This window comes from Methylotuvimicrobium sp. (assembly GCF_050611805.1).
Taxonomy (GTDB): domain Bacteria; phylum Pseudomonadota; class Gammaproteobacteria; order Methylococcales; family Methylomonadaceae; genus Methylotuvimicrobium.
This window is the reverse complement of record NZ_JBNGHF010000001.1, coordinates 261093-282589: the sequence shown is the minus strand read 5'-3', so window position 1 is coordinate 282589 and position 21497 is coordinate 261093. Positions and strand designations below refer to the sequence as shown.

Annotated in this window: 19 protein-coding genes; all 19 read right to left on the bottom strand. The window is 45.3% G+C overall.

Translation table 11 applies throughout. The annotated features are described in order from the left end of the window. Nucleotides 1-1009 (bottom strand): AAA family ATPase (locus ACRJJO_RS01265; RefSeq protein WP_431064171.1); only part of this gene is annotated, 1009 nt, incomplete at its 3' end. After that, complete coding sequence (locus tag ACRJJO_RS01260; RefSeq protein WP_431064170.1) at nt 1002-2024, bottom strand: MraY family glycosyltransferase; 1023 nt, start codon at nt 2022-2024, stop codon at nt 1002-1004. The genes ACRJJO_RS01260 and ACRJJO_RS01265, both read right to left, overlap by 8 nt. A gap of 139 nt (nt 2025-2163) precedes the next feature. Then, nucleotides 2164-3135: an NAD-dependent epimerase/dehydratase family protein gene (locus ACRJJO_RS01255; RefSeq protein ID WP_431064169.1), complete on the bottom strand. Its 972-nt coding sequence runs from the start codon at nt 3133-3135 to the stop codon at nt 2164-2166. A gap of 2 nt (nt 3136-3137) precedes the next feature. Further along, nucleotides 3138-4298 carry a glycosyltransferase family 4 protein gene (locus ACRJJO_RS01250; RefSeq protein ID WP_431064168.1) on the bottom strand — a complete coding sequence of 387 codons (1161 nt, stop codon included), beginning with the start codon at nt 4296-4298 and terminating at the stop codon, nt 3138-3140. Nucleotides 4299-4394: 96 nt separating this feature from the next. Beyond that, nucleotides 4395-5534: a glycosyltransferase family 4 protein gene (locus ACRJJO_RS01245; protein WP_431064167.1), complete on the bottom strand. Its 1140-nt coding sequence runs from the start codon at nt 5532-5534 to the stop codon at nt 4395-4397. Beyond that, entirely contained in the window at nt 5531-6463 is a 933-nt protein-coding gene (locus ACRJJO_RS01240) for a hypothetical protein (RefSeq protein WP_431064166.1), read from the bottom strand. Before ACRJJO_RS01240 ends, ACRJJO_RS01245 begins: the two co-directional genes overlap by 4 nt. Before the next feature lie 149 nt (nt 6464-6612). Continuing rightward, nucleotides 6613-7701 (bottom strand): non-hydrolyzing UDP-N-acetylglucosamine 2-epimerase, encoded by a 1089-nt coding sequence (gene wecB, locus ACRJJO_RS01235; protein ID WP_431064165.1) that lies wholly within the window; start codon nt 7699-7701, stop codon nt 6613-6615. Between the two features lie 263 nt (nt 7702-7964). Then, a complete protein-coding gene (locus tag ACRJJO_RS01230) occupies nt 7965-8951 on the bottom strand; it encodes a transglutaminase domain-containing protein (RefSeq protein WP_431064164.1) in 987 nt (328 codons plus the stop codon). After that, a complete protein-coding gene (locus tag ACRJJO_RS01225; RefSeq protein WP_431064163.1) occupies nt 8941-10038 on the bottom strand; it encodes a glycosyltransferase in 1098 nt (365 codons plus the stop codon). Before ACRJJO_RS01225 ends, ACRJJO_RS01230 begins: the two co-directional genes overlap by 11 nt. Nucleotides 10039-10046: 8 nt before the next feature. Beyond that, nucleotides 10047-11666, bottom strand: a complete 1620-nt coding sequence (locus tag ACRJJO_RS01220) for an ABC transporter ATP-binding protein (protein ID WP_431064218.1) — start codon at nt 11664-11666, stop codon at nt 10047-10049. A 136-nt stretch (nt 11667-11802) separates the two neighbouring features. After that, a complete protein-coding gene (locus ACRJJO_RS01215) occupies nt 11803-13059 on the bottom strand; it encodes a hypothetical protein (protein ID WP_431064162.1) in 1257 nt (418 codons plus the stop codon). A gap of 29 nt (nt 13060-13088) precedes the next feature. After that, entirely contained in the window at nt 13089-13850 is a 762-nt protein-coding gene (locus ACRJJO_RS01210; RefSeq protein WP_431064161.1) for an AglZ/HisF2 family acetamidino modification protein, read from the bottom strand. Nucleotides 13851-13853: 3 nt separating this feature from the next. Next, nucleotides 13854-14459, bottom strand: a complete 606-nt coding sequence (gene hisH, locus ACRJJO_RS01205) for an imidazole glycerol phosphate synthase subunit HisH (RefSeq protein WP_431064160.1) — start codon at nt 14457-14459, stop codon at nt 13854-13856. Next, complete coding sequence (locus tag ACRJJO_RS01200) at nt 14456-15673, bottom strand: N-acetyl sugar amidotransferase (protein WP_431064159.1); 1218 nt, start codon at nt 15671-15673, stop codon at nt 14456-14458. The genes hisH and ACRJJO_RS01200 overlap by 4 nt, the downstream gene beginning before the upstream one ends. Continuing rightward, a complete protein-coding gene (locus tag ACRJJO_RS01195; RefSeq protein ID WP_431064158.1) occupies nt 15660-16796 on the bottom strand; it encodes an acyltransferase family protein in 1137 nt (378 codons plus the stop codon). The genes ACRJJO_RS01200 and ACRJJO_RS01195 overlap by 14 nt, the downstream gene beginning before the upstream one ends. Nucleotides 16797-16847: 51 nt before the next feature. After that, nucleotides 16848-17429, bottom strand: coding sequence for an acyltransferase (locus tag ACRJJO_RS01190; RefSeq protein ID WP_431064157.1), 582 nt, complete (start codon nt 17427-17429; stop codon nt 16848-16850). Nucleotides 17430-17495: 66 nt separating this feature from the next. After that, on the bottom strand, nt 17496-19370 hold the full coding sequence (asnB, locus tag ACRJJO_RS01185; protein ID WP_431064156.1) for an asparagine synthase (glutamine-hydrolyzing): 1875 nt from the start codon (nt 19368-19370) through the stop codon (nt 17496-17498). Further along, complete coding sequence (locus ACRJJO_RS01180; RefSeq protein WP_431064155.1) at nt 19371-20516, bottom strand: DegT/DnrJ/EryC1/StrS family aminotransferase; 1146 nt, start codon at nt 20514-20516, stop codon at nt 19371-19373. Beyond that, nucleotides 20516-21493 carry an NAD-dependent epimerase/dehydratase family protein gene (locus ACRJJO_RS01175; RefSeq protein WP_431064154.1) on the bottom strand — a complete coding sequence of 326 codons (978 nt, stop codon included), beginning with the start codon at nt 21491-21493 and terminating at the stop codon, nt 20516-20518. The genes ACRJJO_RS01180 and ACRJJO_RS01175 overlap by 1 nt, the downstream gene beginning before the upstream one ends. Nucleotides 21494-21497: the final 4 nt, after the last annotated feature.

The following is a 21497-nucleotide window of genomic DNA, read 5'->3' as shown; positions in this document are numbered from 1 at the left end:
TCGACAGTAAGGTTTCGGTTGCCAATAGTTTTTCGAAATCCGGTGTAAAAAAACCGCGCTGCATCAGCAGATCCACCAAAAACGTCGGCGTACCTGTCTCGAACCAAAAAGCTTTGAATTGACGCTCGCGGAACAACAACAAGAGATCGAACGGATTGTAAACCGGCTCGCCCAACCAGTTATAACCGTTGTACCAATCCCTGATTTTATTGCGGTCCAAACCCTCAACTTCAGGAGCGAACACCGTGTCGACATCGGTTTCGCTATACCCGCAAATAGCCGAATAAGCGACATTGACAGTAATATCCTCGAGATTGTTCAAACCCGAAAATAGACTAACCTTGCTGAATTTGGATACGCCGGTCAAGAATGCAAAGCGGATATAAGCATCGGAATCTTTGATCACTGAATATAAATTCCGTAACCCATCGCGCATCTGCCGAGCGATGTCCGGGTTGGTGATGTTGTCGAGTATCGGCTTGTCGTATTCGTCGATCAGCACGACTACTCGCTGGCCGTATTTTTTGTTCGCCTGGCGCAAGATTTCGCCGAACATTCCCGAAATATCCAAATCCTCTGGACTGGAGACGTCTAGACTTTCGTGGTTGATGCGTAGTATGTCCAGAATCCGTTTGTCCAATGCCTCCCGCGTATGAAGCACCCCTCCACCGAAACTGATCCGAATCACCGGATACTGCTTAGTCCAATCCCATTTATCATGGCAATAAAGCCCTTGAAACAACGCTTCGTTGCCGGCAAATAATTCGGCCAGCGTGTCGAGAAACAAGGATTTGCCGAATCGCCTCGGCCGCGACAGAAAATAATATTTGCCCTCGACCGCAAGCTTCAACGCAAAAGCGGTCTTGTCGACATAATAGCAATCGTCTTCGCGTATCTCGCGAAAGGTTTGTATGCCGATCGGCAGCTTTTTGCGCGTCATTCGATTAAGTAATGGTGAATGAAAAGTGGACTGTACCAGACTATCATCTGCAACATCATTTTCAGTCATTCGTCGTTCCGGCGCCAAGTTTCAGAGCCGCAACACACAAAGGCGCCATCGCAACGACACAAAACAACGACGCCCATGTTTGGAATCTCACCGCCAGATAAGCCCAAGGCAACAGCCAAAAAATATTCATAGCCAGCACGCCTTGCGTGACTTTTTTATGCGAATTCAAGCGCCTCGATAATATCTGATAGGCATGACTGCGGTGCGCCTGATGCCATGCTTCACCTCGCAGAATACGCCTAAGCAGTGTAACCGTTGCATCGACAATGAACACCGCCAGTAGAATCCACCAACTCCATAGATTCATCGAACCAGACAACGATGACATGACAGCAAGCAAACCTAAAACGAAACCCAAAAAACCGCTACAAGCATCACCCATGAAAATTTTCGCCGGCGGCCAATTCCAGACCAAGAAACCGCCCGCCGACAAAGACAGTAAAAGCATCAGCAAGGCCCAATCGTTTTCACCTTGCAAAGCCAATAACAAGGCCGCAGACATCGCCGTAGTAATCGCCTCGACTCCGGCAATACCATCAATCCCGTCCATGAAATTATACAGATTCAACAACCAAACTAGCATGATGGCATAAATGCCAAACAACAAGCCCCAACCGGAAATCTCGATCGAGAAAAAACGAAGCACCGGCAATTCGGGCAAGACCAATAAAGCCCCGGTCGCTGCAAAAAAATGCACCAAAAACCGCCATTTCGCAGATATCGAAACATGATCGTCCCAAAAACCGATGCCCGCAACCAATGCTCCGAACAATATCAAACCGGCTATCTCGAGGGGATCGATCGCAATAACATCGAAAAAAGACAGGCCACCGGCCATCGATAAAAAAACCAGCACGACCGACAATCCACCGCCTCTCGGTGTCGGCAAAGTATGCGAACTACGGGCATTCGGTACATCCAATAGACTTTTAGTCAAGGCATATCGTCTGAACCAACCCGTCAACAAATAACTTAGCGCAAAAACGAACGCGCACAGAGCTAATGTGATTACCATACCGTCTTAAGCATCGAGTCGACATTCATTCCGGTTTATCATGCGTTTAGGGTACGCATCGCGTAACACTTACGAAACTTATGCAATTCCAAGTGCTTGTAAAAAATAGGCGATGCAAACCCTACAAAATAATTGAATCTCACTTTTCAAGATACCTGACAATCTCGGGCAACGAACTCTTTAAATCATGCCCCGGCTTAAATCCCAATTCACGCTCTATTTTTGCCGATGAATACCAGGCCGAGCCAATCAGTTTATCCAACGCATCGGAATCGAACATAAACCGCCGACCACGCAGCTTGCCGATACCGTCGCCAACCTTAGCCATTGCCCGCAACAAAGCCAAAGGCATCTTTAACGATAACTGAGGTTTTCCCAAGGCTTCCCGAATCCAGTTATATATCTGACGCGTCGAATAAGAATGCCCATCCGTCACGATGTAAACCTGCCCCGCCGCTTCCGGCTTTTCTGCTGCCAACAAAGCTGCCTGCACCACATCCTCCACATGCACCATTGAGCGCTTATTATGCACTTCCGGTATTGGCGGAAAAACGCCTTTTCGAATCGCATCAATCATGCGCGGCAAATTGCCTTTCTCGGTATTACCGTACACCATGCTGGGCCGGATGACGACAGGATGCGGCACAAAGCCGCCATGTAATACCAATTGCTCAGCGGCATATTTGGATTGCCCATAGGGCGTGTCGGCAGGGGTATGGTTTTGTTCATCAATTAATTGCTGCCCATTGAAACCTGCTGCTTTAACGCTGCTGAAATAGATAAAGCTTTGAACGCCCGACCGGTGGGCAGCCTCCAGCAGTTTGCGAGTGCCTTCTGTATTGACGTGCCAATAGCATATTTCATCTTTCTGGCTTATAGATAAATCATGGGCTTTGCCTGCAAAATGGAAGATACAATCTATACCTTCACAAAGCTCGTAAGGGATATTGTCTTTGAACAAATCAAGTGAAATATGGCCGTTAACATTGATCTGCTTCCGTACCAAAGTGCGTATGTCATGATCATATTCGTTCAAGACTTTCACCATCGCCTGGCCAATGAATCCGTTTGCGCCAGTAACTAATACTTTATTTTTTTTATTGTGCCGCATTATTAGACAACGCCTATTTTCGACAAAATTTCGGCATTAATAAGTGAAGCGTCATATTTCGCTTCAGCCATCTCCCGACTCTTGGCCCCCATGTTAGCGATAATTTCCGGATTTTCGACAAAATATAGCATGATTTTCGCAAGCGCTTCAGGGTCCCTGACAGGAACTTTGAAGCCGTTGACTCCTTCCTCTACCGTATCTTTACAGCCTACAGCCTCAGTTGTAATAACCGGCCTGGCCATTGCCATCGCTTCCTGCGTGCTACGCGGCATGCCTTCTCTATATGAAGGCAACACAAAAACACTTGCCTTTTTAATCCAGGGCCTCACATCCTTAACATGCCCGGGACACTCGATTAACTTTTCTGTAACCCAACAATTAATCTCATTTTGAGATATTGATCCGGGATTCTCATCGGTGGCGCCCAATAACAAAAAACGTACTCCGGGGTATTTGGATTTGACAATTCGAGCGGCTGACACGAACTCGCAAACACCTTTCTCGCGTAACAATCTGGCGATCATAATGAAACACAATGGTTCGTACTGAGGAGGCTCCGGCGAAAAATCTGCTAAATCAACACCGATACCATTCAGTAAAATCACTTTCTCAGCAGAAACCATACCAGATTCGACAAATAATTGCCGATCGTCACGATTCAACAAAAATACCAGATGCGCACATCTCAAAGCCGACTTATATAGACGACCAACGAAACGCCTAAGCAATCTCCGTTCGCACGTCTGACCAATATGCTCGTTAAAAACATAGCCGGCACCTTCTATCATGGCAAAACTATGCGGTATTCCAGCTAACGCAGCAGCAAGCGTTCCATATATCACGGGTTTGATGAAATAGGCAAAAGTGGCGTCGGGCTTGAGCGCACGTAATTGTCTGGCCAGTCGACACAAGTCGATGATATCCCGAACCGGATTCATTCCTGCCCGAGACATTGAACAATCCAGCGGCTGCGCGCCCAATGCCCGTACTTTTCCCCGGCTCTCTTCGTCGTAATCGGGAGCCAGGGCATAAACTTGAACCCCTTTATCCGTCAGGGATCGGATCAGCGAGCCGCGAAAATTGTGCAAAGAAAACGCCTGACTTGAAATAAAGGCTAAACGGCGTATCTGTTCAGGAGTCGTTAAACAGTTCTGTTGGCTCATTGAGGAGTATTCATGCAAATGCCGGTAAAAACAAGGATGTAGAGTTGAGATGGTATCGCAAGGATGTTTGTTGTTTCCGGTTAGTAAAATTTGTAGTTATTGAGCAGACGTTGCTACGCTGCGATAGAGCGATTGATATTGGTCAACAATAGAAGATAATGAAAATTTGATGAGTACGCGTTCTCGAGCCTTTACTCCAAGAGAGTTCCGCATCGAAACCGGCATAGTCAAAATATTTTGCCACGCACTTGCCAGCGCAATCTCATCTTTAGGCGGAACGACTAGGCCGGTCTCGCCCACCAGCAAAGCGGAGTCGCCGACATCGGTGACAACACAAGGAACACCGCAAGCCATGGCTTCACCTATCACATTGGGAAAGCCTTCTCCACGAGACGAGGTCGATGCGATATCCAAGGCGGAATTCAACACGGCAACATCGTCTCTACGGCCTAATAAGTGGACATTTGTCTCGATTTTGGCCGCTTTAATCCATTCCATCAATTCTTTATTTGTAGCGTCTACACCATCGCCGCATAATAGAAAATGCACTTGCGGATGCCGCTTATTCAAAATAGCTGCCGCTTTTATGAAATTATGATGATCTTTTTGCGGATCAAACCGCGCCACCAGTCCTATCAGAAAGCAACTTCCGTCAAGATTCAACATCTTGCGAACATCTGAATACGCTTGTCGGTTCGGTTTATATTGCTCTAAATCAAAACCATTAGGTATCACTTGCATTTTCGAGACATTATATCCCAACTGTTGATGAACCCTTTTTGAGGCTTCGGAACAACAAACGATTTTTTCAGGCATAAAACCCGATAAATGCGAGCATAACTTGGCAATCCGAATTGTGGTTTGCTTATTAAGAGCCGGGTCCAAATTGGTATGATGAATACCCCAGATTACAGGTGTATTGGTCAGTTTTGCGACTATGCCGGCCATAAAATCGGCATGGTACATCCAGCTTTGTATCAAGCAAGGGCTAGATTTTTTAACCCAAAACAATAACCGGAATAAGGCAAGAAATCGCAAAATCAGCCGATTCATCCCTAAAGCACGTACAGGCAGCCCCAAACCTTGAATTTTTTTTCCGACCGGACCAATATCTGTTAAGGACACGACCTGCGCATCAAACTCGTCTTGATTCATTTTTGATAACAATTTATACAACATCATTTCTGCGCCGCCCGTATCCAGGCCGGTAATGACGTGTATTATTTTTATTTTCATGTGTTCAGTCCTTGAATCCATTCGTAGCAATCCATTAGCAACTGCTTTTTTTCGATATAAGGTAAAGCAGCCGAACGTATTGTTTGTCTTTCAACGGAACGCGTAGCAATTGCGTAAGAAATAATATTCTTTAACGAGCTTTCATTGTGTCGATAATATGCAAAATCATCGGGTAGCCCGCTATCTTTATGCCCGGAGAAGACAGCCAGTCCCGCCGCCAAATATTCCCGTACCTTTAAAGTACAGGCTTCCCGCATATTGTTTCTAAACAATGCGAAGGAAGATAAACCCAAATCGCAACTTGCCATAAGTTTGTTTATCTCGACTGCATCCAGTTTTCCATGCATCATAATCCGTTGCGAAAGACTGTCTGTGGTTTTTATTCTATTCAGATCGGCCGGGGATATTTGTCCTACCAAATGCAGCAAGCAAGGCGAATCATCGACTTCCAAAATATCCAAAAATAGATCTAAGCCATGCCAATTGGCAAAATATGAAGAAACGAAAATAAATTCGGGTTCACATCCTCTTTTATCTCCGGTTAAACCTATTAACCTGCTATCGATCCCGTTGGGGTAAATATATTTCGGCTTAAAACCGCAGCGTTTTATTTCATAATCGTAAATTTCCGCGGTAACGGTAATAATAGCCGCCGTCTGTTTTAAAATAATATTGCCGATAATTTTTTCAATCGCTAAAGCGGCTTTTCTTTTTAATCCCGTCCGGGTTTGAGCTATTTCCTCGACCTCCTTGGTATGATGAACTGTAACGATAGGCTTTAGAAATGGCGAAAACAGCAATAAAAATGGATCAATTGGCGGGTATCTTAATATGAAAATATCGAAATTACTTTTTTGAGTGATTAGCCAGATAAAAAAATAAAGTCGCCTTAGAAACAGGGAGTGGAACATTTTTGGCAATTGCCGCATAAAAGGCAGGTCGGCATTATCTTTGCTCCAGACCACGATTTCCCAGGAAATACCCGTATCCTGTACCGATAAATACTCCGCCCGCATTTGGTTTCTAACCCCGATGGGTAAATGACTGAATAAGGCGGTATGCAGTATTTTTTTTCGCTTCATCGGGCGTATTCCACCAACTGTGAAACGATGTGGTGAGCCGCGTTCCCCGTACCATAAATCGGTTCCCAAGGCTGCATTTGTTCGGCGAACCGCGTGATCAAACTATCCCATCGGCCCTGTTTTACATCGCAAAGCTTGTTCCAACCGATATCCAGCAATTCGACCCATTCGGTTTCGTCGCGGAGAGTAATGCACGGTATTTTATGGAAATAAGCCTCTTTTTGCACGCCGCCGGAATCGGTAATAATAAGGCTTGCATTTTTTTCGAGAAGAACCATTTCCAGATATCCTACCGGATCAATAACTTGAACCGATCCGCAAAGATTTTCCAAAAGCCCAAATTCGCTCAACTTTTTTCGTGTTCTTGGATGTAACGGCAACACCACCGAATGTTTGTTTGCTGACAATTCAGCTAAGCCATTGACGATAGCGCTCAGCCTATCCGGGTTGTCGGTATTTTCGGCTCGATGCAAGGTAACCAATATATAGTTACCGCCAATGTTTAGTTGTTTTAAAACATCGGCTTTGGATTCAGCTTTATCCGCATAATATAACGCGGCATCGTACATGACATCTCCGGATAATATTATCTGCTCTCGACTGATACCTTCGTTGATCAAATTTTCCACTGCCGTTTCCGTTGGGGAAAATAATAAATCGGCGATGTGGTCGGTAATAACCCGATTAATTTCTTCCGGCATTTTTTTGTTGAAAGATCGTAGCCCTGCTTCAATATGTGCTAAGGTTATATTAAGCTTAACAGCCGCCAACGCGCCAGCCAAAGTCGAGTTAGTGTCACCATAAACCAAAACTATGTCCGGTTTTTCCTGCAAAAGAATCGTTTCGATTTTTTCCAGCTGTTGTCCGGTCATTTGACCATGGAAACTGCCGCCTATCCCCAAATTATAATCGGGCGTCGGAATATTCAATTCGTCGAAAAAAATATCGGACATATTGCCGTCATAATGCTGGCCGGTATGAATTATTTTTTCGGAAATATCATTTCTGGCCTTAATGACTCTCGATACCGTTGCCGCCTTGATGAACTGAGGCCGAGCACCGACGATGGTGATGATGTTAAGCATTAAATTTGGTTCTTCCGGATTTCCCGTGGTAAAAGCAATGCCAGTGTTTTGAAATGACAAAGACAATGGAAATGGAAATTAACTTTTTTATTTAAATACATTCTAATTTTGCGAATAGATATCATTATGCATTACCACGGAAAATCCTACAGAGCCTTAAATTTATCAAACCACTTTAAAAACCCGAACCGCTTAAAGTTTAAGGCAGCGGTGTTAAATAACACGTGCGGACCGACTGAATTCGGCCACGCAGCTTTCCAACATTAATAGAACTTTTTCAAAAACACAGCTTTTTCTATATATTTGTAATATGGTCTATAGCCTTCCAGTTTTTTCCGGTGTTCCGAATCAAAAAAATAGTAGCGACCATCATCGTTAATCAACGGCACCTGCATGACTCGTGCATACCAAGTGGCTAAGTCGGCATTGATAGCTTCAGCGAAAAATCCGTAGTCATATCCATTTTTAGCCTGGAAAGCCGATATGTCCACTCGGGTATCGGCCGACAAACTCACAACCTGATAATCCCTACTTGCGACCCGCGCACTGAACTCCACTACATTCAAAGGCTTTTTGCTAAGTCGATCAATAAAGTAGGTATTATTGTCCAGATCGTATACCAGCCATTTGTCGAGTTCTGCTCGATAAACTTCTAGCATTCGATGACCGTTGTCATAGTCGTTCCAATCATCTAAGGTAATGCCGCCTACCACCCGCGCTTTAATACCTTTTTCCGATAGTACAATCTTCGCCCATTCGGAAATATTGCCACAAGTAATAAATAGTTTCGAGGTTTTGGCTTTTTCCGTTAGTTCATCGAAAGTCTTTTTATCATCGGCGTTGCCATGTGTCACGATCCAGGCAATCGCTGATAACAAGGCATCAATATCGGATTCAAAGACGATCTTCTGAATATTTTTTCGGTTAGGGACCACAAAACGATATAGACCCTCCCGGTTTAACGTATATCCAAATCCGCTATCGCCTAATTGATAACTCCCCTTCGGTACGATCAAGTCGGTAGGCATGTGACTGAATCCGGCTATGCCGCTTTCTTCCAACCTCTCGACGCGATCATCCTTCAAAAAGTAAACGATCACTTCGCCGTCACCGGCAGGTTTGTTGGAAATCACGAAACGGACTTTGTCGACTAATTTATGAATATTGCCAGATTTGTAAGCAAAACCAGCAAGCCCGACAAGAAATGCGACGGTAACGACTGCAATGACGATATTGAATTTATTGGTCATTGGCAATTTCTAAAAAAGCGTCCTCGACTTTTGCGACATCGACGGCGAAATTGGCTTTTTCGTTAACCGTGCGATAGGCATTGTTACAAATGTCTTCCCGCAAAACCTCGTTTTTAGCCAACTCGATAATAGCCTCGGCAATATCGGACTCTCGTAAATCGACACAATAGGCCGATTGCTTATCGATCACTAGTTCTTCGTAGGATTTAAGTTTTGGAATAATATTGGGCACCGCGCAAGCCATGCCTTCAAGCAAGGACATTGGCATGCCATCATGGTCGGGAATGCCGACTACGACATCGGCGGCATTGTATAGCAGTGGCATGGCATCGTTTGTCATTTCGCCTAAGAATATAACTCTATCCTCCAGGTTTAATTCCGCTATCAGGACCTGCAGTTGGGCTTTATATTCAGGCTCGGCCATGGATTCGCACAACAATAGTTTTGCGTCGATTTGCCCAAGTACTATCGGCAAAGCCTTGACAATCAAACCGATGTTGTAAATCGGTCTTAATACTCTGGGACTTAATATCAAATGCGTGTTTAAGTCGAATCCCAACTGCTGCCTAGCCATTAACTTGTTTGTCGGTTTGAATTTGTTAAAGTCGGCCCCCCAATAGGTAACAATGGTATTAGGGTGTTTGCCGATATTGTGTTCGACCATCGCGGCAATATTTTGTGATTTCGGGTTAAGCAGGGTGGCCTTTTTCAGCATGCTGACCAATAACAGCCTTTGCGGCCAGGCTAATTTCCCAAAGCCATTTATGACATCGCTACCCATTAACGTGACAGCGAAGTTAAAACCGGAAAAATAACAAGCGGTTACTTGATAAACTTCCCCATAATGCAAATGCACTATATCCGGGTTTTCCGCTCGTATAGCTTTTATCAGCCTGTAAATATACCCCGGCAAACCCGGCTTGTTTTTATGGGTGGGAAAATAAATATTCTTAACGCCCTCTATCTGATTTCGGACCGGACTGATAAGACTAACCTCATGCCCCCTATCCGCGAAGCATTGGGTTCTTTTTTTTACGTGAATGCTGGAAGAGTTGCCGACGGCGCAAATTCTTAAATGCTTTTTCATCGTTATCATTAACTCTGAAAATATTCGTTATTCGCCATAAGCTCATCGTATTTGCCTGTCGCCGTTATCCTGCCTTTTTCCAAAACATATATTTTGTCGCATTGTCTCAAGGTGGTTAGCCGATGGGCGATCATGATTATGGTCAACTCCCCCGACAGTTTGCATATCGAATCGACAATCAGACCTTCAGTGAGATTATCCAAGGCACTGGTTGCTTCGTCCAAAATAAGCACTTCAGGCTGCCGGTATAGCGCCCTTGCGATACCAATCCGTTGCCTTTGCCCACCGCTCAAACGCGCGCCCCTTTCGCCGACGAAGGTTTCCACACCGTCCGCTAATTCATGATCTACCAACTCTTCAAGCTGCGCGGCAACAAGCGCCTTTCTCACCCGCTGATAATCTATTTGTTCTTTAGATATCCCAAAAGCAATGTTTTCCGCCAGACTGGCATCCAGCAAATGTATCGATTGCGGCACATAACCCAGCTTGTTTTGCCATCCGGATTTATTCCGGGCTGTCAATTGCCGATTATCGATGATAATTTCGCCTTGCTGATAATCCAGCAAGCCGAGAATAATATCGACCAGGGTAGACTTTCCGGAACCGCTTCGCCCCGCAAATCCGACTATCGTATTGGGTTCAATTTCAAGGTTTAAATTTTTGAAAACCGGTTGGCTCGCAGTGGGGTAACTGAATGATAAATTTTTAATCTTTAAAATATCTTTAAAGGTAAAATCTCCGACTTCAAAACGCTGTGTCACTACACCTTGCTCTGCCAAGGCAATATCTTGCAAAACAAGATCGAGCGCCCTTTTATCGCTTTTAATCTGGCCAACATTGGTATAGATGATTTGGATTGCCGGCATGATTTTGTAAGCGGCAAGCGAGAACACCAGCAATGTTGCAATCAAACCATCACTTTTACCTTGGATATAGGTAAAGATTGAAAAAATAATCAAAGATCCTATCGCCAGAGTTTCTATGACATACCGGGGTATGAACAGTAACATTCTTCTTTTCGCCTGATTGATGGCATCAAGATAGGAGCTATCCCGATACTTTTCGACAAAATAATGCTCCGCACCGTATATTTTACAATCCTTTATGCCACCAAACGCTTCGGAAACCAGCCTGAATCTTAAATTATTGTAATAAGAAAAACGCTGACCTATGTCGATCAATGCTTTTCTGTTCAACATAAAAAACAATATATAACATCCACCGAAAAGAAAAGCAGCGACCCCTGTAACTATCGGATCCACAACAACCAACAGCACCAGAATAGCAATAACAGATGCACTACGCGAAACCAACATTAAAAATGGCGTTAGTACATTATCGGTTAATCGCGCTACATCTTGAAATATGACACGACTTAATTCCGCCGTGTTGTGGTTTGTAAAAAAAATATAATCTCTAGATAGATATGCGGTGAACAGCTTTGTAGATATCTTATATCCTTGGTTTAGCGAAAACCTCATGATTGAATTATTAACCACGATAATATAAACATTGGTGAAAATATAAAACACCAAAACCACTATACCCAAGCCTATCATGAATTGATCCGCATCGTTTATGCCGCTAAACAAATAGGCCTTATGCAAATATTGGTTTTTTTCCAGCATATCCGGCCGCATCAGTAACGATAAAAAAGGCGCTATCAATGCAATGGCCGCCATCTCAAAAATCGCCAGGAATAAAGCCGCAACGATCAAGAAAACGAATCTGCCCCTATCGCCGCCGCATAAGGAATAAATTTTTCTATAAACGTCCAGCATCTAAATAATGTCCGAATTTTTCATTGACAACCTGTTTGACTGCCGCGTTGCTATGCACCCTGTTAAACCATGCCGCTGTTTTCATGCTCCAGTCGTCCAGATCGATTTCGCCATTGGAGACTTTCACGATGGCTTCGCTAATTTCTTCCTTGCTTCTGGCCTGAATAACAGGGGGCGCTTCCCAGCCGGGTTTGTCGAACATATCCGATATCCATGTGATGACCGGACAACTGCGACTCATGGCTTCGGAAAGCCCGGTTCCGTAACTGCCGCTGCCGTTAAACTCATCGATTATCACATCAACCGCTTCGAAAAAGCGGAATAATATTTGTTTAGAACAGAATATGGGAACAACCGTGATATAGCGGTGTAAATCATTTTGATCGACATAGGCCATCGCTTGTTGGTAATCGTCCCCCCAGCCCAGGAAAATAAAATGTATTTTCAATATTTCCCTGTTCTGATTGATCGCCTCGAATAAACGGTCATGGCCTTTCCAATAAAAATTGATCCGAGAAGGAGTAAAACAATAAAAATCGGCTTCGACCAAGTCGATATCGATTTTCTTAAACAGCGTTTTCAGTCTTTCCCGGCGGATTTCCCTACTCAGCCGATCGTGCGGCAAATAGGAAAGCGGAACTCTATCCACCCTCATATCTTTCAATCTTTTATATTCCCGACTGCTGACCTCGGCACTTGCGTCAGGCAATTGGCTGCCTATGCATGCCGCCTTTTTAAAGGCATAAACAAGGAGCGCTTCCAGTATTCTGGCATTCCATCCCGTTCCGGCGGTTTCGGCGCCGATCGCCACACGCATGTCGCTGCCGTGGGGAAATACCATATACGGCTTGCCCGACAACATAGCGAGTATGCTGGCATCTATTCCTGAAACGATCAGAAAATCGCAGCTTTTCATGGTCTCGAAGATCGCCAAACTCTCCGGCCTTTTTCTTAGATAACGGCAGGCAACAAATTTAATCGGCCAGAAAATCGGGCTTTTTCTGAAAATTTCTTTTTCCCCGTTTATGGCAATCGATGGCTTGAAATACCAAAATGGCTTTACCCAATTATTGTCTTTTTCAAAGGTATCCCAGTCGATATTTTGATAATCGAACCCTGACCGGAAAAAGCATTCAACATCTTCCCATACGGGTTGGCTATGCGGGAAATTGTCTTTCCTATCCTGAATGAAAGTTACGGCAAAACCTGCATCGAAAAGACCTTTTGCAAAAACATACATGTTGTTGCAAGTGCCTCCAAATAAACCAATCAACTTAACACCCTTTCCAGCTCGCTTCGCTCTGGGTAATTGACTAAAACTCCCATCCCTTTTTTCTGATAAACCACCATGCTTCCCAGTGCAATCGCGGAAGCATGACCAATTTTTGCCGCTTCACCAATATCGCGAATTGTCCCCGCGCCACCGTTCGCAATTACCGGGATCGTCACGGCGTCCGACACCTGCCGAATGAGTTCCAGATCGAATCCCGACCAAGTGCCTTCTCTGTCTATGGAGGTCAGCAAAATTTCTCCCGCCCCTCTTTTTTGAATCTCTTGTGCCCAGTCTACCGGATTTCGCTTGCTATTTAGAGTGCCGGACAATCCACGGCATTGTTGGCCCCCCAAGAAGTTAGCTTTTACATCAATCGATACGACTACGCTCTGGCTGCCGAAACTCTTCGAAATTTCGTTGATTAGATTGGGAAACGCCAGTGCGGAAGTATTGAGAATGACCTTTTCAAAACCAAGTTTCAGAACGTTTTCGACTACTTGCACGGACGAAATACCGCCGCCGTAAGAGACGGGCATGAAACATTCGCTGGCGATTTCGCTCAACACCTTGTAGTTAGGCTCCCGCTGTTCCCTGCTGGCGCTGATGTCCAGAAAAGTCAGCTCATCCACTTCCAATTCGTTAAAAATGCGGCAGGTGTTCGCCGGGTCCCCGATATAGCCAAAGCGCCCAAACCGGACCGTTTTAACCAAGGACTCGTTGCGAAGAAGCAGGCAAGGTATGACACGAGTACGCAACATGGATCACAGCTCCGCAAAATTTTTTAACAAACGCATACCAAAGCGATGGCTTTTTTCCGGGTGAAATTGCACGCCATAAATGTTTTCATTCTGTATCGCCGAATCGTACTCTATGCCGTATTGAGTCTTAAGTATTGAATTGTTGGGATTATCCACCGTGACATAATAAGAATGGACAAAATAAAATCGAGTTTCTTCCTCGAAATCGCGGGTAAGCCGGGTTGCCGTACCCGGATAAACCAGATTCCAGCCCATGTGCGGCACTTTCAGCGTCGGCAAATTCGGGAAGCGGCGCGTATCTGCCGCGATCCAGCCTAGACCCGGCAGGACGCCTTCTTCGCTGCCTCGGGTGAGTAGCTGCATGCCTAAACAGATTCCCAATACAGGGATCTTGTCCACGCATGCTTTTTGCTCTAAAACCTCACGCAAACCGCTGCTGTTGATATGTTCCATGGCTTTATCGAACGCCCCCACGCCAGGGAGAATAATTTTGTCAGCGTGTTTTATCTCGTCAAGATTGGATGTCGTTTTGCTGGCAACGCCGATATAACGCAACATATTCTGAATGGAACCCAGATTGCCCATTCCATAATCGATCAGGGTAATCAAGATGGATTCTCCGGTGCCGGAAAACAATATTTCAGATAAAAACTCATGGGGACTAGATTGGCTTTGGCCAATAATGCAAACATCGGACGCAGCAATTCAAAGCGTTTCTTGTAGGTTGGGTAGTCGTGCCAGGATTTTGGCGTCTGATTCATGATGCACAGGTATTCTGCATCGGAAAGTTCCAGGCGTTTTTTAACATACTCTACCAACTCGACTTCGACCTTTGGCGATGTATTATATTCAACCCAAGCCTCCTCCCGGGACATCTTGCCATTCCGGGCCAGAGCCGACAAGGTATTATTGCGGAAATCTGTTTTGAATTTCTCAGGTAAATAAATTCCGTGTGCAAAGGCGGTTATTCTATTTTCCAAATGATGTCCACCATAATATTCCCAGCCGAATTCCTTTTCCAGAAAAGCCCTGGCCTCTTCCTTGGAGTATTCAAGATACCAAAATGGTCTGATTTTTTTGATTCTTGCCACCGAAGACCACCACAAAAACCGGGCGAAGGTCATCAGCGGATAGGTCTTCATCGGCAAACGCCCAAACTGTTTATGAATAGCTTGAATATATCTGCCGTCGAAATAGTTCCGTCCCACGGGCGTAATACCTTCGGTGATGAAGGAATGGCCTTCCAATACGTATTTGATGCCGAATTTATATGCAGCACGATACATCGTTTCGGCTAGAGCTAAATCGGTTGAGGCATCAAATTCAGCCACCCCAGCAAGCAAGAATGATTTAAATATGTCGTCAGCTTCTTTATTGTCAATTACATGTGTGTAGAGATCGACATCCAGGGTAGTCAACACCTTTCGAATGTTTTGCGTGGCAATCGACGAGTTCCAGGTATTGTCATAATGCACCGCTAAAGGACGCAACCCCCAATTTTTTGCCAAGTAAACCATATAGGAGGAATCGGTCCCCCCGCTTACCCCGACTACGCAGTCATATTTGTTGCCGCGACCGGCAGCTTTGATTTCCGCCACGATCTTGTCGAATTTGGTTATGCCGTCGCTGGTGCCAGTACCGTATTGATTAGCCAAAATTTCGACCTGACGGCAAAAATTACAGACACCTTCCGCGTCGAAGCTAATTGCTGAGACCCGCTCATCATAAATGCATTTAGAACAAATTTTTAGATCGACTTTGTTTATATCTTTATCTAATAACAAATAAACACCTATCCAATTTCTTGATTCATTTTTTTCCAAATTTCATTACTGGAGCCTCAATACAAGTAAAAGTCATCCAAGAACACAAAATCACAAAGAGTGATGTTAGAGGCATAAACAGTAGAAACTCGCTTAATGATAAATACTTTACAATGTCTGAAAAAAACATAGAAAATAAGAAATACAATATAATTCCATGCACAAGGTAGATGCTAAAACTTATCTCCCCCAAAAATATGGATACCTTATTTGAAAACAGACCGAACAATGTATTTCCTAAAGCAACACACAGAAAAAATAATGACATAAGTGCAATATGAGCAAGGCGATAAGTATCATCTAACCACAGCGCTGCTACATAGGCTATTAAAGCAAAAATAGATATTAAAGGGGTGTTGATTATTGTCAGTCTGTCTTGGTAGGAAACCCTTAGCCAAGCAACGCATCCACCTATTAAAAATAATATAAAGTAATCAGAGCTTACATGATATAAAGTTAGCTTTTTAAAAAATAAAATAACAATGCCTATGCTAGCAATCAAAATAAGAGGCCAACCTTTTTTAATGACAAATCGTATTGCCGGAAGTGAAATATAAAACAACCACTCGTACTTTAATGTCCATGCCACGCTAGCAATAATTAAGACAGTATCTTTGTATCCATTTATCTCCTCTCCGTAGTATAAAATCCATGCCATAAACTGTATAAATAGCTCATAGCCTGAAACCCTTAAAGAAAAGCGAGAATCGTAGAAAGAAACTATAACAACAATTAAAACACAGAAAAGATATAAAGGATAAATCCTGAATACCCTTGATTTAAAAAGCTTTACCCAATCAACTTCTTTATTTTGCATCACCTTAGAAACAAACAAAAAACCAGTAATCATAAAAAAAATTGCCACTCCAACAGTGCCAAAATTTTCAAAATATTGTTCTGGCGGCCTACGCCATTCCCCTTGTGTCTTCCAATAATATGTTGTGACATAATGCTCAATAAAAACACTCAAAGCCAAATATCCTCTTAATCCATCAATTGCTCCGAATCTGTTTGATTGATGATTTGCAATTTCCGACTTATAAAATCGTACTATATACGCTGAAAACAAAAAACTCACTACAAAGACAATCAAAGTAGAAAAAACATTAAAAACCAACTGCATCACTATCTCTTATCTCAATCAACATGAAATATGCGCTCTCCACAAAAAAGCTTATAACACTTGCTTTTCAAGCGCTTCAATTCTTGCCAACAAACTTTTGATTTGAATATCTCTTTTTGCCAGTGATCTATGCATATCTCTATATGGTCTATATACCGTACCATCTAATAAATTTTCGTAAACTACGCTCATTGGAGCAATCACGCAGTTGTCACCAATGATAATTCCAGGCATTATTACGCTTGGACCACCTATAAAACAATTGCTACCGATTTTTGTTGCCTTCCTTTTTATCTTGTCTTTATTTTCAGGCGTATTCATACCTTGGATATTGAGTTGATGACTATCATGAGTCCACACAAGAGTATTAAGCCCAATAGAGGTATTGGACCCTATAGACAAGCCACCAGAGGCATCCAACATGGCATTTTCACCTATCCAACAATTTTCCCCAATAGTTAAGTTTTCTGGAGAAATTATTTTTGCGCCCTCACGAATCCTACATCCTCTGGGTAGCCCAAAATACACGGCCCGCTCTTTATCCGACATTAAACGCGCAGAATCATACATTAGTATCTGCTGTCTAATTTCCCAAGACACATCTTCAAAAAAGAAATCTTTGCCGCTTTTCATATTAAATTATCAGTTATCAAATAAACTAGGCGTTTAGAATTTGAACGAATTTTCAAACAACAATAATTAAAAACATTGATTTATATATTCTTCCATACTCAACAATGACCAAACCAGCAAGCGTCTGTTTTGCTCGCCGCTAAGATGTTCGTTGATCAAAGCATGGACGGTTTTTTTATCAAGCCAATCATAGATCCTCGCATTACCGCTCATTAGCTTGCGTTTAACGAACTCGATACTTTCGCCCTTGAACCAGCTACCATCCGGTGCCGAAAACCCCTGTTTCTCGGCATTGGCTATCACATCGGGTATGTACTGGCGCATCACATCACGGAGAATCTGCTTGCCGTCCTTGGTTTTTTGAAAATACTGGTTCTGCTTGCTGCCGGATTCGTTTTCGTTAATACGCACCACTTCCGCCAAATTATTCAACTTGAGGTTGACCGGGCATTGCATGGCAAAATCGACCAGGTCATTGTCCATGAAAGGCACCCTGGCTTCCAGGCCGTGCGCCATGCTTAGTTTATCTTCGACAATGAACAAACCGTGTAAAAAGGTTTTGGCTTCGAAGTAAAGCGAATGGTTGATGTAATCTTCCGGGCGATTCAGTTCGTTGTCGTGGGTGAGAAACACGTCGCGAAAGATATCCCGTGTCCAAACTTCTTTTACGTCATCCCAGATCGGGGCAAATATGGTTTTTATATGCCGGTTGTCGATCAGTCTTTGCCAATACAGATAATATTGATCGATGTAATCCTCGAAATCGTTGCAGACGGTAGCCCGATAATAGCGCCAAGGGTAACCGCCGAACAGCTCGTCGCCGCCGGCACCGGAAAGCACCACCTTGACGAATTTGCCGGCCAGTTGGGCCGCATAATAATTCGGATAGCTTTGTCCGACACGAGGCTCTTCCAGGTGCCTGACCAATTTCGGCATGCAGCGCTCCATATCGCCGGCTTTCAGCACCATTTCGTAGTGTTCGGTTTTGAAGAGGGCGGACATGGCTTCGGCTTTGACGCGCTCGTCATAGGATAGCTCGATGCCGGATGCCGAACTCATATCGAACCCGCAGGTAAAGGTTTTGATATAAGGCAAGTCCTTGGCGGCAAGTGCGGTAAGCGTGCCGGAGTCCATGCCGCCCGATAGGTAGGCGCCTATTTCTACATCGGTGACCAGTTGCCGATTCACTGCCTGGCGCATCAGTCTATCCAGTTCTTCCCGATATTCCCTGGGGTCGGCGGGATGATCCGGTTCGCGGAACCGATAATCCCAATACCTGCTTATTTGCGGGCTGCCGTTACCGCCAAGCGGAATTTTAGCAATGCTGGCGGGAGAGAGCAGTTTGACGCCTTCCAGCAACGTGCGATCGGTGAAGAGGTTTTGAAACGTGAAATACTCGAGCAATGCTCGTTTATCCAGTTCTCGTTTAGCGGCCGGATGAGCCAGAATGGCCTTTTGTTCGGAACCGAACAGAAAGGTCTGGCCCCAACAGGCGTAGTAGAGCGGCTTAATGCCGTAACGGTCGCGCACCAGAAACAAAGATTGTTCGCGTTTGTCCCAAACCGCAAAAGCATACATGCCGTTGAAGCGGTTAACGCAGTCCGCGCCCCATTGGTTCCAGGCGTTAAGCACAACTTCGGAGTCGGTTTTGGAATGAAATTGATGCCCTAGCGACTCCAGTTGCGTCCGTATCTCTTGAAAGTTGTAGATCTCGCCGTTATAGCTGAGCACCACTTGCTGATCGCGGGAAATCATCGGCTGATGGCCGGCTGGCGATAGATCGATTATCGCCAGCCGCCTGTGGCCTAGGGCAATAAAGCCGTCGCTATAAAAACCCTCACCATCGGGGCCCCGATGCGCGATGGCATCGGTCATTCTGCGCAAAACCACCGGCGAAGCGGGTTCGCCGTTGAGATTGAAAATCCCCGCAATTCCGCACATTTAGGCAATCGACCTCAACGCATCGACCACATATTCGTAGTCTTCGGCACTCATGCGGTTGTGCAGGGGAATTGCCATGGTGTTGTCGTTACAGTTCAGTGCGCCGGGGTAATCTTCCGGTTTGATATTAAAGCGTTCGCTGTAGTAGCCGAGCATATGCACGGCATGGGTGCCGGGCCGGGTGGCGATACCCTGGGCTTGCAATCGTTCCATGATGTCGTTGCGGGGCATGGGCGCTTTGTCGAGATCGACATAAACCACAAAAGCCTGCCAGGCATGATTGCCGTTTTCCGGAAATATCGGCATGCGCAGCCAGGCTACATCGGCAAGCCGGTCGCGATAATATTCCGCCCATTGCTGGCGCTCGGCAATAAACCGGTCAAGTTTGCCCAGTTGTACCAGTCCGACCGCCCCTTGCAGATCGGTCATCCGGTAGTTAAATCCCAGCAGATTGAATTCAGGCAGAAGATAGGGGCGCGGGCCTTTATGGCGTTGCTCTTCGGAAATTTCGGCGCCGTGGTTGCGAAGTTTGTCCATGGTGGCGGCCAGCTCGGCATCTTGAGTGGTCACCATGCCGCCTTCGCCGGTTGTAATGGATTTACGCGGGTGAAAAGAAAAGGCCGCCGCGTCGCCTAAGCCGCCGACGGGTATGCCTTTGTAACTTGCCCCGGCTCCGCAGGCGGCATCTTCGATAATGGGCAAGCCGGCGGGCAATACCGCTCTCAGCGCATCCATGTCGGCACACAAGCCGAACAGATGGACAATGATCGAAGCTTTTGTTTTGGAAGTAATGCGCCGCGCCACATCTCGCGGGTCGATATTGTTGGTGATGGGATCGACATCGACAAACACAGGTGTCGCACCGCAATAGAGCACCACATTGGCTGTGGCGACCCAGGTAAACGCCGGCACCAGCACTTCATCACCCGGGCCTATTCCCATCGCAGCCAGAATCAGGTGTAGGCCGGTCGTGCAGCTCGTGGTAGCCAGAGCATGCTTTACTTGGTGGCGTTCGGCAAAGGCTTTTTCAAATGCTGCTACTTTGGGACCTTGAGTCAGCCAGCCGGTCATGAAGGGTTCGCGGACCGCGTTCCATTCTTCTTCGCCTGTCGAAGGCAAAGAAATGGCTATCGAACGTTTTTCCATTAAATCTGCCCTTTATTGCTTTCGCGCCACGAAATCAACTTTTGCAAGCCCTCGCGCAATTCATACCGATATTTGAATCCTAGGTCGGCTTCGGCTTTTTTAGGGCATCCAATGCGGTTCTGCACCATGCGACGCGCGTCGTCTGCGCTGTACGGCTTATAAGTCACTTTCAGATAGGATTGCTTCAACTCCAAGATCAAGTCACATAACTGCTTGATGCTGGTCTGTACGCCCGAACCGACATTGTAAAACTCGTCGGTCGCCTCCGCTTGTAGCGCCAGCACATTACAGCGCGCCACATCTTCCACGTCGATAAAATCATACGCTTGGGTACCGTCCCCGTTGATGACCGGCGGCTCGTTCGCATCGATTTTATTCAACATGATGGGAATAACACCGGTATAGGCGGCAGTTTGATCCTGATGCGGCCCGTAGACATTCATATAGCGCAAGCCGACATAACTCAGTCCGTAGCGATCGTGAAACGCACGGCACATCGCTTCGCCGGCGATTTTAGAAGCCCCGTAAAAATTGCGGTTGTTGAAGGGGTGGGTTTCCGTCATCGGTACTTCGACTGCATCGCCGTACACCGATGCCGATGACGAATAGACTAAGCGTTCGACGTTATTATTAACGCACGCCTCCAACACGTTGAAAGTGCCTTCGATGTTGACGTGGAATGCCGTACGAGGAAAATCTTTGCAATGCAACAACCACATCGCCGCCAAATGAATGACACCGTCGATTCCTTGCATTGCATCGTTCAATAAGTCGATTTCTCGGATGTCTCCGCCGTTCGCATACAGTTTACAGCGCGTATCGTTTAGGTAGGGTTCGATATGCGATCTTTTGCCCCGAGCAAAATTATCGTAGATGATGACTTCGCCGACATCAGTCTTGAGTAGTTCAGCAACGACATGGCTTCCTATAAAACCCGCGCCGCCGATTACTAATATTCTTTTTCCCGAGATATTCATTTTT

Coding starts and splice junctions, on each gene's coding strand:
- ACRJJO_RS01225 (WP_431064163.1), bottom strand. CDS start 10,038: ATGAAAAAGCATTTAAGAATTTGCGCCGTCGGCAACTCTTCCAGCATT.
- ACRJJO_RS01190 (WP_431064157.1), bottom strand. CDS start 17,429: ATGAAAAGCGGCAAAGATTTCTTTTTTGAAGATGTGTCTTGGGAAATT.
- ACRJJO_RS01260 (WP_431064170.1), bottom strand. CDS start 2,024: ATGGTAATCACATTAGCTCTGTGCGCGTTCGTTTTTGCGCTAAGTTAT.
- ACRJJO_RS01175 (WP_431064154.1), bottom strand. CDS start 21,493: ATGAATATCTCGGGAAAAAGAATATTAGTAATCGGCGGCGCGGGTTTT.
- ACRJJO_RS01245 (WP_431064167.1), bottom strand. CDS start 5,534: ATGAAAATAAAAATAATACACGTCATTACCGGCCTGGATACGGGCGGC.
- ACRJJO_RS01220 (WP_431064218.1), bottom strand. CDS start 11,666: ATGCTGGAAAAAAACCAATATTTGCATAAGGCCTATTTGTTTAGCGGC.
- wecB (WP_431064165.1), bottom strand. CDS start 7,701: ATGCTTAACATCATCACCATCGTCGGTGCTCGGCCTCAGTTCATCAAG.
- asnB (WP_431064156.1), bottom strand. CDS start 19,370: ATGTGCGGAATTGCGGGGATTTTCAATCTCAACGGCGAACCCGCTTCG.
- ACRJJO_RS01250 (WP_431064168.1), bottom strand. CDS start 4,298: ATGAGCCAACAGAACTGTTTAACGACTCCTGAACAGATACGCCGTTTA.
- ACRJJO_RS01210 (WP_431064161.1), bottom strand. CDS start 13,850: ATGTTGCGTACTCGTGTCATACCTTGCCTGCTTCTTCGCAACGAGTCC.
- ACRJJO_RS01255 (WP_431064169.1), bottom strand. CDS start 3,135: ATGCGGCACAATAAAAAAAATAAAGTATTAGTTACTGGCGCAAACGGA.
- ACRJJO_RS01180 (WP_431064155.1), bottom strand. CDS start 20,516: ATGGAAAAACGTTCGATAGCCATTTCTTTGCCTTCGACAGGCGAAGAA.
- ACRJJO_RS01230 (WP_431064164.1), bottom strand. CDS start 8,951: ATGACCAATAAATTCAATATCGTCATTGCAGTCGTTACCGTCGCATTT.
- ACRJJO_RS01215 (WP_431064162.1), bottom strand. CDS start 13,059: ATGTATGTTTTTGCAAAAGGTCTTTTCGATGCAGGTTTTGCCGTAACT.
- ACRJJO_RS01240 (WP_431064166.1), bottom strand. CDS start 6,463: ATGCGGCAATTGCCAAAAATGTTCCACTCCCTGTTTCTAAGGCGACTT.
- ACRJJO_RS01195 (WP_431064158.1), bottom strand. CDS start 16,796: ATGCAGTTGGTTTTTAATGTTTTTTCTACTTTGATTGTCTTTGTAGTG.